General features: G+C 61.0%; 11 protein-coding genes. 8 read left to right on the forward strand and 3 right to left on the reverse strand.

Annotated elements, in window-relative coordinates; all coding sequences use genetic code 11:
• Positions 1-28: 28 nt before the first annotated feature.
• The 6 genes from L9B60_RS22110 (at position 29) to hisD (ending at position 7,377) form a co-directional block, all read left to right on the forward strand.
• A complete protein-coding gene (locus L9B60_RS22110; protein ID WP_438866001.1) occupies positions 29-973 on the forward strand; it encodes a carbohydrate ABC transporter permease in 945 nt (314 codons plus the stop codon).
• A gap of 28 nt (positions 974-1,001) precedes the next feature.
• A complete protein-coding gene (locus tag L9B60_RS22115) occupies positions 1,002-1,865 on the forward strand; it encodes a carbohydrate ABC transporter permease (RefSeq protein WP_349631966.1) in 864 nt (287 codons plus the stop codon).
• Positions 1,866-1,871: 6 nt separating this feature from the next.
• Complete coding sequence (locus L9B60_RS22120; protein WP_249673109.1) at positions 1,872-2,951, forward strand: ABC transporter ATP-binding protein; 1,080 nt, start codon at positions 1,872-1,874, stop codon at positions 2,949-2,951.
• A 56-nt stretch (positions 2,952-3,007) separates the two neighbouring features.
• Entirely contained in the window at positions 3,008-4,300 is a 1,293-nt protein-coding gene (locus L9B60_RS22125; protein ID WP_249673110.1) for an ABC transporter substrate-binding protein, read from the forward strand.
• A gap of 49 nt (positions 4,301-4,349) precedes the next feature.
• Positions 4,350-6,008 (forward strand): GMC family oxidoreductase, encoded by a 1,659-nt coding sequence (locus tag L9B60_RS22130; protein ID WP_249673111.1) that lies wholly within the window; start codon positions 4,350-4,352, stop codon positions 6,006-6,008.
• Between the two features lie 61 nt (positions 6,009-6,069).
• Positions 6,070-7,377, forward strand: coding sequence for a histidinol dehydrogenase (gene hisD, locus L9B60_RS22135; protein WP_249673112.1), 1,308 nt, complete (start codon positions 6,070-6,072; stop codon positions 7,375-7,377).
• A gap of 488 nt (positions 7,378-7,865) precedes the next feature.
• Here the strand turns inward: hisD and L9B60_RS22140 are convergent, their stop codons facing one another.
• Positions 7,866-8,732 carry a helix-turn-helix transcriptional regulator gene (locus tag L9B60_RS22140; protein ID WP_249673113.1) on the reverse strand — a complete coding sequence of 289 codons (867 nt, stop codon included), beginning with the start codon at positions 8,730-8,732 and terminating at the stop codon, positions 7,866-7,868.
• Between the two features lie 317 nt (positions 8,733-9,049).
• On the opposite strand from L9B60_RS22140, the gene L9B60_RS22145 reads away from it, so the two are divergent.
• Positions 9,050-9,823 (forward strand): IclR family transcriptional regulator, encoded by a 774-nt coding sequence (locus L9B60_RS22145; protein WP_249673114.1) that lies wholly within the window; start codon positions 9,050-9,052, stop codon positions 9,821-9,823.
• Positions 9,824-9,839: 16 nt separating this feature from the next.
• Here the strand turns inward: L9B60_RS22145 and L9B60_RS22150 are convergent, their stop codons facing one another.
• Both L9B60_RS22150 and L9B60_RS22155 read right to left on the reverse strand, forming a co-directional pair.
• Entirely contained in the window at positions 9,840-11,120 is a 1,281-nt protein-coding gene (locus tag L9B60_RS22150) for a type II toxin-antitoxin system HipA family toxin (protein ID WP_249673115.1), read from the reverse strand.
• Positions 11,105-11,434: a helix-turn-helix transcriptional regulator gene (locus L9B60_RS22155; RefSeq protein WP_249673116.1), complete on the reverse strand. Its 330-nt coding sequence runs from the start codon at positions 11,432-11,434 to the stop codon at positions 11,105-11,107. The genes L9B60_RS22150 and L9B60_RS22155 overlap by 16 nt, the downstream gene beginning before the upstream one ends.
• Before the next feature lie 238 nt (positions 11,435-11,672).
• Between L9B60_RS22155 and L9B60_RS22160 the strand changes: the two genes are divergently transcribed.
• Positions 11,673-12,833 carry an iron-containing alcohol dehydrogenase gene (locus L9B60_RS22160; protein ID WP_249673117.1) on the forward strand — a complete coding sequence of 387 codons (1,161 nt, stop codon included), beginning with the start codon at positions 11,673-11,675 and terminating at the stop codon, positions 12,831-12,833.
• Positions 12,834-12,842 lie beyond the last annotated feature (9 nt).

Consider the following 12,842-nt stretch of genomic DNA (forward strand, 5'->3'; position numbering starts at 1 on the left):
ACAAGCCGTTGCAACCCTGTGGTTTTGCATGAGGAGCATTATCGTGAGCGCAATAATCGTGACACCCCCCGACCCTGCGGGGCGCCGAGCCCCCAAGTGGTATCGCCTGAGCCCCGCGGCGCTGACGATCACGCCCACCTTTATCCTGGTGGCCATCAGCGTCTATGGCTTTATCGGTTGGTCGACGGTGATCTCTTTCACCGACTCCAAGTATTTCCCCAAGTATGACTTCGTTGGGTTGGCGCAGTACTACCGGCTGTGGGAGTCGGACCGCTGGAACACCTCGGTGATCAACCTGCTGTTGTTCTCGGTGGGCTTTGCGCTGATATCGCTGTTGCTGGGCTTGATCATCGCGATTTTTCTGGACCAGAAAGTGCGCGCCGAAGGCGTGCTGCGGATGATCTACCTGTACCCCATGGCCATATCGCTGATCGTCACCGGTATCGCCTGGAAGTGGATCTTGAACCCAGGCACCGGCATCGAGCACCTGCTCAAGGGCTGGGGTTTTGAAGGCGCCAGCTTCAATTGGTTGGTCGACCCGAAAATGGCCGTGTACACCCTGGTGATCGCGGCCGTGTGGCAAACGGCGGGCTTTGTCATGGCCATCTTCCTGGCCGGCCTGCGTGGGGTCGACGGCGAAATCGTCAAGGCCGCGCAGTTGGAAGGCGCCGGCGCGTTTCGCATCTACACCCAAATCATCATCCCCATGCTGCGCAACTCCATGTTCTCGGCGATCGTGATTCTGGTCTACCAGGCCGTGCGCTCGTTTGACCTGGTGGTGGCCCTGACCAATGGCGGCCCCGGTTACTCCAGCGACCTACCCACCACCTTTATGTACAACTCCACCTTCCTGCGCGGGCAAATGGCCCAAGGCTCGGCCAGTGCCGTGATGATCCTGTTGGTGGTGGTGGCCATTGTCGTGCCTTACCTGTATGGGGAGTTCAAACGTGAACACACTGACAACCATCACTGACAGCGCCACCCGCGCCGACACTCGGCTGATACGCCGCCATGCCTTCAAATGGCTGCGCCGCCTGGCGTTGTATGCCGCGCTGATCGGTTTTGCCGCGTTCTTTCTCATGCCACTGTTGGTGATGCTGTTCGCCTCGTTCAAGGACATGGACGCCATCCGGCAGACCTCGATCCTGGCGTTCCCCACCAGCCCCACCTGGCAACCTTGGGTGGATGCCTGGTCCAGTGCCTGCGTGGGGACCAGTTGCGTGGGCCTGCGCGGTTTCTACTGGAACACGTTCGTGATGGTGGTGCCGGCGGTGGTGATTTCGGCACTGGTGGGCGCGGTGAACGGCTACGCCCTGTCCAAGTTCCGCTTTCGCGGCGCCAACCTGGTGTACGGGCTGATCCTGTTCGGCACCTTCGCTCCCTACCAGGTGATGCTGGTGCCCATCGCCAAGATGCTCGCACTGCTGGGCCTGTCCAACGGCATCGGTGGGCTGATCCTGTTGCACACGCTGTATGGCCTGCCGATGACGACGATGTTTTTCCGCAATTACTTCATGACGGTGCCGCAGGACTTGATCAAGGCCGCGCAAGTGGATGGCGCCGGTTTCTGGACGACCTTTGCGCTGATCATCTTGCCCATGTCCACGCCGATGATCGTGGTCACGGTGATCTGGCAGTTCACCGGCATCTGGAATGACTTCCTGTTCGGTGTCTCGTTCACCAGCGGGGCCAGCACGCCAATCATGGTGGCGTTAAACAACCTGGTCAGCTCCAGCGCGGGCGAGCGGCCTTACAACATCCACATGGCAGGTGCGCTGCTGTCGGCGCTGCCGACATTGGTGGTCTATGTCCTGGCGGGCAAATATTTCGTGCGTGGCCTGATGGCCGGCGCGGTCAAGGGGTAAGCACACATGGCATCGCTCAATATTCAAAACGTGGAAAAACACTACGGTGAGTTGAAAACTCTCAAGGGCGTGAATATCGACGTCGATGACGGCGAATTCCTGGTGCTGCTCGGGCCATCGGGCTGTGGCAAGTCGACCTTGCTCAGCGCCATCGCGGGGCTTGCACCGGTCAGCAGTGGGCAGATCATCATCGACGGCGTGGTGGTCAATGACATCGAGTCGGCCGAGCGCGACATCGCCATGGTGTTTCAGAGTTATGCGCTGTACCCCACCATGACCGTGCGCCGCAACCTGACCTTCGGCATGCGCGTGCGCGGTGCGTCGCGCCAACAGCAGGACGAAGCGGTGAAGCGGGTGGCGGCGATCCTGCAACTGGATCAACTGCTCGACCGCAAGCCTTCGCAGCTCTCGGGCGGCCAGCGCCAGCGCGTGGCCATGGGCCGGGCAATGGTGCGCCAACCCAAGATATTCCTGTTCGACGAGCCCTTGTCCAACCTCGACGCCAAGCTACGCACCGACATGCGCGCCGAGATCAAAAAGCTGCACCAGCGCGAGAAGACCACCACCGTGTACGTCACCCACGACCAGATCGAAGCCATGACCTTGGCCACCAAGATCGTCGTGATGATGGGCGGTGAAGTGCAACAGATCGGCTCGCCGCAAACCATCTACGAACACCCGGCCAACCTGTTCGTGGCGCGCTTCATTGGCTCGCCGGCGATGAACTGCCTGGGCGGTACCTTGGCTCTGGAGGGGGCCGAGGCGGTGTTTGTCGGCAACAGCGGCCTGCGGGTCAGCCTGGGGCCGATCAGCGCCGGTTACCGCGCGCATGTCGGCCAGGCGGTGGTGCTGGGGGTGCGCCCCGAGTGGCTGGCGCAATCTGCGCAGGCCGAGATTCAGGCCGTGGTCGACGTGGTCGAGCCCACCGGTGCAGACAACTTCGTGATGCTCGTTGCCCATGGTGAAACCTTGATGGCGCGCTTTGCCCCAGGCGTCGGCGAACCCGGCCAGCGGATTGGCCTGGCGGTGGACCTGAGCAAAGCGCTGCTGTTCGACGCCACGACCGAGCAGCGCATCGCCCGCTGAAAAAAACTTTGCCCGAACTGCCTCTCTCTATCAACCCAGCACAAAAGAGAAACGTGATGAACAGAACAAACCTTCGCGGCACCTTGCAGTTGATGTGGAACCGGGGCGCGGCAGGGGCCGTGGCCTTGACCGTGCTGTTGGGCGCAGGCACCGCAGCGGCCGCCGAAAAGGTGGTGGAAGTGGTGCACCCCTGGTCGTCAGCAGGCGAAGCCCATGCCCTGGATGCGCTGAAGGATGCAGTAAAAAAGGCCGGCATCGGCTGGAAGGATTCGGCTATCGCCGGCAACGATGGCAACAATCAGCAGCAGGCGCTGCAAGCACGGTTGGCCGCCGGCACGGCACCGGACGTGACCCAGACGGTGCCCAACCTGATGCACGCCTATGTGGACCAGGGTGTACTGACCAACCTCGACGCGTACGCCAAGGAACAAGGCTGGGATGCCAAGCTGTCGCCGGAAATGCGCACGTTCGCGATGTACCAGGGTTCCTACTATGCGATCCCGCTGGATGAGCACCGGGAGAACATGATGTGGGCCAACAAGGCCCTGCTGGCCAAATACGGCGGCCAGCTGCCGCAAAACTGGGAGCAGTTCAACGCCATCGCCGAGCGCATGCAAAAGGACGGCATCATCCCCGTGGCGCTGGGCGGAGAGGATTGGCAAGAGGCGCAATTGTTCACCTCGGTGATCGTCGGCATCGGCGGTAAGGACTTCTACACCCAGGCCATTTTGCAGCACGACCCGGCGGCGATCCAAAGCGAAACCATGGTCAAGGTGTTCGACCAGTTTCGCAAAGTGATCAACTTCACCGACAAGAACCGCATCGGCCGTGACTGGAACGCCGCCACGCAAATGGTCATCGACGGCAAGGCCGGCTTTCAGTTCATCGGTGACTTTGCCAAGGGCGAATTCCTGCGTGCCAACAAGCGCCCCGGTGAAGATTTCCTCTGCGCCGCATCACCGGGCAACGGCCGGGCGTTCGTGTTCATCACCGATCAACTGGCGTTCTTCAAGCAAGACAGCGCCGAGCACCAGCAGATCCAGAAAACCTTCGCCAGCCTGATGGTCGACCCGGCCGTGCAGATTGAATTCAACGCCCGCAAAGGCTCTATCCCGACCATCGTCGATGTGCCGGCGGACAAGTTCGACAGCTGCGCGCAAATCAACCTGGCTGACCGCAAGGCCAACCAGGCCGACGGCGGGATGCTGCCTTCATTCGTCGAAAACATCGGCCAGGATCGTGATGTGCGCGGGGTGTTCCTGGACGTAATTACCCACTTCGCCAATACCCCGGCCATGACCTCGCGCCAGGCAGCAGACCGCCTGGTGGCTGATCTCAAAAATATCTAAGGCGGGTGCGGCCGGGCGCTTGCGCCCGGCCCTTGGAAGGAGCGGCGCCATGCTTGAAAAAAACTATGTAATTGTCGGGGGCGGCACCACCGGCTGCATTCTGGCGGCCAAGCTGTCAGAGGATCCGGCGGCCACGGTGCTGTTGCTGGAGGAGGGCCCGCGCGACAGCAATCCCTACATCCGCTTCCCCGGCACCTACTACAAGACCTGCCAGGGGCCGCTGCTCAAGCGCTACCCTTGGGAGTCTGCCAGCGAACTGGGTCGGGGGCCTGGTGACAGCATGATCCAGGCCTGCGTGCTGGGCGGTGGCAGCTCGATCAACGGTATGGTCTACGCCCGCGGTAACCCGGCGGACTATGATGAGTGGGCGCAATCGGGCGCGGCGGGTTGGGCGTATGCAGACGTTCTGCCGTACTACCTGCGTTCGGAAGACAATTCGGATTTCTGCAACAGCGCCCATGGCGTCGGTGGGCCGTTGGGCGTGTCGTTCAACAGCCACGTGCACCCGTTGACGCGCAAATGGCTGCAGGCCTGCCAACAGGCGGGTTTTGCCTACAACCCGGACTTCAACTCGGGCACGCCGGATGGCTGCGGCTATTACCAGGTCGCCAGCCAGAACGGTGTGCGCGCAAGCTCTGCCAGTGCCTACCTGCGCCCGGCGCTGCAGCGTCCTAACCTGCAGGTGATCACCGGGGCCAAGGCCTCGCGCCTCATCATCGAGAAGGGGCGCGCCACGGGCGTCGAGTATGTGCATCGGGGGCTACCGTGCAAGGTGGCCGCCGCAAGCGAGGTCATCCTGTGCGCCGGCGCGATCAACTCGCCCAAGTTGCTGATGCTTTCGGGCATCGGCGCGGCGGCTGACTTGCAAGCCTTGGGGCTGGCCGTGAAGGCCGACCTGCCGGGCGTGGGGCGCAATCTGCAGGATCACCTGGAGATGTCCCAGGTGTATCAACTCAAGGGCGTCGACAGCTACGACAAATTCAAGAAGCCGCATTGGAAAGCCTGGGCCGCGTTGCAGTATCTGGTGGCGCGCAGTGGTCCCATCGCCACCAACCTGATCGAAGGTGGGTTGTTCGCCCGGGGTTCGCGAACCGAGCAGCAGCCCGACCTGCAGTACTTTTTCATCGTGGGCGCGGGCATCGAGGAGGGCACCGACAGTGTGCCGGGCGGCACCGGTTGCACGCTCAACTTTGAGCACGTGCGCCCGCGTTCCCGTGGCCAGGTGTCGCTGCGCAGTGCCGACCCCCACGAGCTGCCACGCATCGCACCCAACTACATGGCCGAGCAATACGATGTCGATCGCCTGTGCGAGGGCTATCGCATTGGCCAGGACATCATGGCCCAGCCGGCATTCAGCGGCTACGTGGCACGCCAGCATTACCCCGATGTGACCTTCACCAGCCAGGCGCAGCTTGCCGCTTACCTGAAACGCAATGCGCGTGCCGCACTGCACCCGGTGGGTACCTGCCGCATGGGTGTCGATGCGTTGAGCGTCGTCGACCCACAGCTGCGCGTGCACGGTATCGACAACCTGCGGGTAGCCGACGCCTCGATCATGCCGAACATCGTCTCCGGCAACACCAATGCGGCGTGCACCCTGATCGGCGAGCGTGCGGCCGACCTGATTCGCGGCCTGCCCCCTTTGGCTCCGGGTGCTGCGCGCGACCTGCGTCAAAGTGCGTCACATCGTCTGGGGCTGCGAAATTGAGCAGGGCCTGGCCGGTGTCGATACTCGCTCCATCATTCTCCAAGAACCAAGGAACACAGCCATGGCGTACTACCTGAAAACTTCCACCACGCAGCCTGCCGGCGAAGCCGATACCACTCAGGTACGGCGCACGGTTGAGCAGATGATTGCCGACATCAGCGCGCGCGGTGACGCCGCGGTGCACGAGTATTCCGAGCGCTTCGATAAATGGAGCCCGGCCAGCTTTCGCCTGAGCCAGGCCCAGATCGATGCCTGCCTGGCCGAGTTGACACCCCGGCAGATCGACGACATCAAGTTCGCCCAGCAACAGGTGCGTAACTTTGCCCAGCACCAGCGCAACTCGATGCTGGACGTGGAAGTCGAAACCTTGCCGGGCGTGGTACTGGGGCACAAGCACGTGCCGGTGCAAACCGTGGGTTGCTACATCCCCAGCGGCAAGTACCCCCTGCTGGCGTCGGCGCACATGGGCATCATCACGGCGAAGGTGGCGGGCGTGAAAAAAGTCATCGCCACCTCGCCACCTTTCGAGGGCCGGCCGAGCGCGCCGGTCATCGCCGCCATTTACCTGGCCGGTGCCGACGAGATCTATTGCATCGGTGGCGTGCAGGCGGTGGCGTCCATGGCCTTGGGCATCGGCGAATTCCCGGCCGTGGACATGATCGTTGGCCCAGGCAACGCGTACGTGGCCGAGGCCAAGCGCCAGTTGTTCGGCAAGATCGGCATCGACCTGATCGCCGGCCCCACCGAGACCATGGTGTTGGCCGATGACAGCGTCGACGGCGAGTTGGTGGCCACCGACCTTCTGGGCCAGGCCGAACACGGGCCTACCTCGCCAGCAGTATTGATTACCACCTCTCGCCAATTGGGCGAGGATACCCTGGTGCACATCGAGCGGTTGCTGGGCTTGCTGGACACGGCCGACATCGCGCGCAAAGCCTGGGACAACCACGGTGAAATCATCATCTGCGACAGCGATGAAGAGATGGTGGTCGAGGCCGACAAGCTGGCGTCCGAGCACGTGCAGGTGATGACCCGTGACCCGGACTACTTCCTCAAGCACCTGCAGAACTACGGCGCTTTGTTCCTGGGCGCCCGCACCAACGTGGCCTACGGCGATAAGGTGATTGGCACCAACCACACCTTGCCGACCTCCAAGGCCGCGCGCTACACCGGTGGCCTGTGGGTGGGCAAGTTTCTCAAGACCTGTACCTACCAGCGCATCCTTACCGACGAAGCTTCGGCCATGATCGGTGCGTATTGCTCGCGTTTGTGCGTGCTGGAGAAATTCACCGGCCATGCCGAACAGGCCAACATCCGCGTGCGCCGCTATGGCCATCGGGAAGTGGCATTCGGGGCGGCGGTGGAGTAACTGGAACGATGGGCCAGGGACGGCCCTTGTGGGAGCAAGCTTGCTTGCGAAGGGGGCCACGCGGTAAGGCGCGTAAGCGTGCGAGCATCCCTGCCGGTAACGCCGGCACCTGTAAAATGGATATGCTCGCCAGATCAACAGTCAGACCGAGTCGCCTTCATCGCGAGCAAGCTCTGCTCCCACAAGGGCGGTGTTAATCCTGCCCACCCCACACTGTCGTCGAATTGTCCCCGGTCATGTACTCGCGCACCGCTATGGCCATCGGGAAGTGGCATTCGGGGCGGCGGTGGAGTAACTGGAACGATGGGCCAGGGACGGCCCTTGTGGGGGCTAGCATGCTTGCGAAGGGGGCCACGCGGTAAGACGCGTAAGCGTGCGAGCATCCCTGCCGGTAACGCCGGCACCTGTAAAATGGATATGCTCGCCAGATCAACAGTCAGACCGAGTCGCCTTCATCGCGAGCAAGCTCTGCTCCCACAAGGGCGGTGTTAATCCTGCCCACCCCACACTGTCGTCGAATTGTCCCCGGTCATGTATTCGCGCACCTCCAGCGGCAAGGACAGGTCGCTGGGCAGCAGCACCGTGGCGTTGCGCAGGTGCTCCTTGCGGATTTTGCCCTTGCCGGCAAAGCCCAGGGCCATGCGCGTGGAAAACGGCTGGCGAAACGACGACGACGCCACCCCCGTCACCAGGCCGTACAGAAAGCGGATTGGCCTGCGGTGTTGCGGGGTCAGGATCGAAAAGGTGATTTCATTGCGTTGCTTGCCTTCGAAATCGACCATGAACAACCGATCGCCCAGCAACAGGCAGAAGCCGTGGTAGGTAAACGAGTAACCGATCTTGCCGCTGCCATCGAGCAGTGGGAATCGCTCCACCGTCACGTATTGCACCATCGAGTCGGCCTGGTACAGGCAGGTCACCGAACGCAGGATCCGGCCCTTGTAGATGGATGAGTTGTGGTAGCGGTAATACACGCCCAGGTAGTCGGTCAACAGGTCGGCGGAGTTTTTCGCCAGCGGCAGAAAATGCGTGAACTGAGGCGAGGCACGCAGGCCGATCGGCAACTCGTTCTCGAACCCTTCGTAGAATTTCTTGAAGTCGGCGGGCGCGCGGAACAGGTCCTCGGCCTCCATCATGAAATAGCGGGCAATCTTCTGCAGGATCTTTTGCGACGGCACATGTTGGCCGGCCAGGTACTTGTTGAACTGCTGGCGGTTCACGTCGACCTTGCGGCACAGGTCCGCCACCGAGCGGCAGGATTCCACCAGCGTCGCCAGGTTTCGCTGCACGTTGCCCTGCTGGTCACTGCGGGCTTGATGGCGCTCACCATGGGAAAGGGCGATAGCATCGGGCATGGTCAACGGGCCTCCTCGGTAAATAATCAGTAATCGTTTTCAAAGCACACACCATGCCAGCTGTCAGGCCATGTAACCCCCTGATGGCAGGCACTTTGCCGCAGCTGGCAGCCCGGCAGGAGCGCGCAGTGCCCCCAGGTGAAGCGAACTGACGCACGAGCGCCCCGTGACCGAGCCAAAGGTGCTGCAAACAGGTGTTTGCACACTGCCGGCGTTACTCGTGCACCCAGGCCGGTGGGAGCAGTAACACCGCTGCCGTTAGACATCCTGATGCCACTGCGCAAGAATCGGCGCGACTTCAGCATGCAGGCTTCTTCATGAACGATAGCTCCCCTTCGCGCAGCAAAGGTTCTTCCATCACGCGAGTCTTGGAAATCATCGAGGCGGTTGCCCAAGCCGGTAGCGCGCCGTCGCCAGCGGACCTGGCCCACTTGCTCGACATTCCCAAGCCCAGCTTGCACCGCTTGCTGCAACAGCTTCAGGCCGAGGGCTTTGTACAAACCGACCTGCGCGGTGCGGTGGTGCCCGGCGAGCGCTTGCATGACCTTGCCCTGGGGGTGATTCATGCCAGCCGCTTCAAGGCCCAGCGCCAGGCGATCCTGCGCCAATTGGCCGAGAACCTGGATGAAACCTGCGGCATTGCCATGCCCGACGGCATCGACATGGTTTACCACGACCGAGTGCAAAGCGACTGGCCCTTGCAGTTGCACTTGCCCGTGGGCAGCCATGTGCCGATGTGGTGTACCGCCAGCGGCAAGCTGTACCTGAGTACGTTCGCCGAAAGCCGCCGCAGCCAGATCATCGACGGTCTGGCACTCAAGCGCATGGCACGCAACACCATCACCGACCCCCACGTGCTGGAAGCAGCACTCAAGCAGACCGCCAGCCAGGAGTTGGCCGTGGATGACGAGGAATTCGTCGACGGCATGGTCGCTTGCGCGGTGCCCATCAAGGACCGCGGTGGGCGGCTGGTGGCCTGCCTGTACACCCACGCGCCGACCATTCGCAAAAGCCTGGCCGATCTCTTGAAGCTTGAGCCACAGCTTAGGGCAGCGGCGGCGCGTTTGGGCGCACTGGCAGAAGCCCCTTAGCTTGGGGGCAAAGAAGTCAGTCGATCTGAAAGTCAGGGTGCAGGCGTGTCCAATGGGCGCGCAAGATGGCTTTTGGGTCGTCGGGCATTTCACTGTCAATCAAGGCGGCAGGCCATAGGGCGCGTACTTTTTCCATTGTCGCTTTCAGGTTGTAAAGAACCGGGCGCCATGGGATATCGCTGTATTGCGCCCATTTTTTGAAATGCTCGAATGATGTCTCATACCAATTCTTGGTCTTGGCCATGTTCAGGCCATACTGTGTTTCGTCGCTGATGTAGGCCTTGGTGGTGACGATGTCATAGGCTGGCGCGAGTGATGCGTTGCGGCCGTCGTGGTAGATCATGCTCCAGTTCTTCAGATGAGCATCGCCGTTCGCCAGCAGGATGTTTGTCAGTAACCGTATCGCCATTTGCACTGCATCTAGCTGGCCTCGAATAGAGTTTTGGTAGATCAGCTTGCCTATTTGGTCGTAACTGGCAATGCGGTATTTATCATGGGCGTAGGCAAAGAATATCTGTGCAAAATCTTCCGAATGGACCCGCTTGTTTGCAGGGAGCCGATCATATCGACGTATCCCGTAGGCGTATCTCTCATCCGGCAAGTTAATAGCTGGAAGGGTCTCGATGTTGGCCATTGAGATCAATTTTATTTCGGGTATATCAACGCCGGCCATCGCGGCCAGAGACATTGCCGTGAATTCATTCAGAGGCACGAAAGGGTGAAGGGTGGAGGGCGTTTTGATAATCCAGTCACCGGGTGAGTCGCGATCACCGGTGATGTAGCGACCATCCTGGTCGTGCATGGAGAACTTCATCTGTACCCCGGCCAGCGAGAAGTGCGCTCGGCTGTCTGGCGTGTCGATCAACGTGGCTTCTATCTTGCCCCGGTGTTGCAAGGCGAATGGGGGGACCTGCGCCGCATCCATGGGATGGGCAATCAACGCCCCAGGCAAGTCGTGGCCAAGCCAGCCGAGCAGGGGGAACTCGTTGTCCCGGTGAAGCTTCATCGCCTGTGAGAGGTAAGCGCGCAAGGCGCCTTCCGGGAGCAGGTTGCTTAACACTGGGTGCAGTTGGTAGGTACTGATGTAGGGATGCTTTTTAGCGAGTTGTTGCGCCAGCAGGCCAGGGTTGGTGTGGGACAGTGTCAGCGGGTGTCGGGTTTCGTTCTGGATGTACTCTGGTGCCAAAGTGAGCACATTCTTGCCGTTGGAGTAGCCCGCCAGGTAGCCCACGAGTTCGTCCTGTAGGGTCAGGCGCAGGGCGGCTACCGTTTCCCTTGCCATCAGATATTCCCCCAAGGATTTTCATCCTCTGCGTTTGCCGCGTCATCGTGCTCCCCTGCAAGTACTCGCCCTTGGCTCCTGATAGCTTCCTTTTGAGGGTTTGCCGCTAACACGCGGGCCACAGCTTCCAGTTTTTCCTTTGGCACGAGTAGTAAAGCGCTGTCCAGTCCTTCGGCTATTTGGTCGAGCGTGGCGAGACGTGGATTTCCACCGGCTTCGATTTTTCCGTACTGCTGCCGGGTCAGGCCGGCAAGCAGCGGCATGTCCTGAATTTTCAATCCGAGGCCCAAGCGACGCTCACGAATTTGATTCAACAAGGTGGTTTTCATGGGAAAAACTCTGACAGGGTCAATCTATTATGTAATCTATATGGCTCATGCCAATTGGTGAGAGCCATATAGATTTCTTTTTTATTTAAAGAGCCAAATAAAGCTCTTTTCATATGTGGGAGCCATATAGATTCCTTTACACCGATTTTTTTGAGTATTTCGTCACCGCCGGTCGACATGCTTTTGCTATAACGATACATTTCGTCTCATTATAACAAAACAACGACGAGGTGAACCAATGTCTGTTCAAGCCATTCTCCCGCGCATCATGGAAATCGGTGCCGATGCCAGCCGCAAACTTCCTGACGTGCTGGCCGCCCTGGGGTGTCGGCGGCCGCTGATCGTCACCGATAAAATCATGGTCAAGCTGGGCCATGCGCAGGGGCTGGTGGAGTTGCTGGCCGAGCGCGAGATCGTCTGCGAAGTGTTCGACGACACGGTGCCAGAGCCCACCGCGCGCTCGATCGAGGCCGGCGTGGCGCGGGTGCGCGAGGGCAGTTTCGATGCCATCGTGGCCTTGGGCGGTGGTAGCCCCATCGACAGTGCCAAGGCCATCGCCATCCTGGGCAAGCACGGCGGGCAGATTGCCGACTACCGTTTCCCGCGCCAGGTGAACGAGGCGGGGCTGCCCATCATTGCCATCCCGACCACGGCGGGTACGGGGTCGGAAGTGACGCGCTTCACCATCATCACCGACGAAACCAACGACGAAAAACTGCTGTGTGCCGGCATGGGCTTCATGCCCTTGGCGGCATTGATTGACTACCGCTTGACCTTGAGCCTGCCGGCGCGCACCACCGCCGACACCGGCATCGATGCGCTGACCCATGCCATCGAGGCCTATGTCAGCCGCAAGGCCAACCCCTACAGCGACAGCCAGGCACTGGCAGCCATGCGCTTGATCGGGCCAAACCTGCGCCGGGTGTACCACGATGGCCAGGACGAGGCTGCGCGCGAAGCGATGATGATCGGCGCCACCTTGGCCGGCATCGCGTTTTCCAATGCGTCGGTAGCTTTGGTGCACGGCATGAGCCGGCCCATCGGCGCCTTCTTCCATGTGCCCCATGGCCTGTCCAATGCCATGTTGCTGCCTGCCGTTACGGCCTGGTCGATCCCGGCTGCTGCCGGGCGTTACGCCGACTGTGCCCGCGCCATCGGTGCGGCCGCGCCAGCGCAGAGCGATGAGGTGGCCAACCAGCAATTGATCGCTTTCCTGCAAGCGCTGAACAGCGAGCTTTCGGTGCCGACCCTGGCGCAGTTCGGCGCCGACCGCCAGCGTTTCGAATCATTGATGCCGGTCATGGCGCAACAGGCCCTGGCCTCAGGCTCACCGGGCAACAACCCGCGCTTGGCCGGCGTTGATGACATGGTCGAGTTATACAAAAACCTTTGGCAGTAATTCCCTTAC

The organism is Pseudomonas abieticivorans, from assembly GCF_023509015.1.
Taxonomy (GTDB): Bacteria; Pseudomonadota; Gammaproteobacteria; order Pseudomonadales; family Pseudomonadaceae; genus Aquipseudomonas; species Aquipseudomonas abieticivorans.

Coding starts and splice junctions, on each gene's coding strand:
- L9B60_RS22110 (WP_438866001.1), top strand. CDS start 29: ATGAGGAGCATTATCGTGAGCGCAATAATCGTGACACCCCCCGACCCT.
- L9B60_RS22120 (WP_249673109.1), top strand. CDS start 1,872: ATGGCATCGCTCAATATTCAAAACGTGGAAAAACACTACGGTGAGTTG.
- L9B60_RS22125 (WP_249673110.1), top strand. CDS start 3,008: ATGAACAGAACAAACCTTCGCGGCACCTTGCAGTTGATGTGGAACCGG.
- L9B60_RS22130 (WP_249673111.1), top strand. CDS start 4,350: ATGCTTGAAAAAAACTATGTAATTGTCGGGGGCGGCACCACCGGCTGC.
- hisD (WP_249673112.1), top strand. CDS start 6,070: ATGGCGTACTACCTGAAAACTTCCACCACGCAGCCTGCCGGCGAAGCC.
- L9B60_RS22140 (WP_249673113.1), bottom strand. CDS start 8,732: ATGCCCGATGCTATCGCCCTTTCCCATGGTGAGCGCCATCAAGCCCGC.
- L9B60_RS22145 (WP_249673114.1), top strand. CDS start 9,050: ATGAACGATAGCTCCCCTTCGCGCAGCAAAGGTTCTTCCATCACGCGA.
- L9B60_RS22155 (WP_249673116.1), bottom strand. CDS start 11,434: ATGAAAACCACCTTGTTGAATCAAATTCGTGAGCGTCGCTTGGGCCTC.
- L9B60_RS22160 (WP_249673117.1), top strand. CDS start 11,673: ATGTCTGTTCAAGCCATTCTCCCGCGCATCATGGAAATCGGTGCCGAT.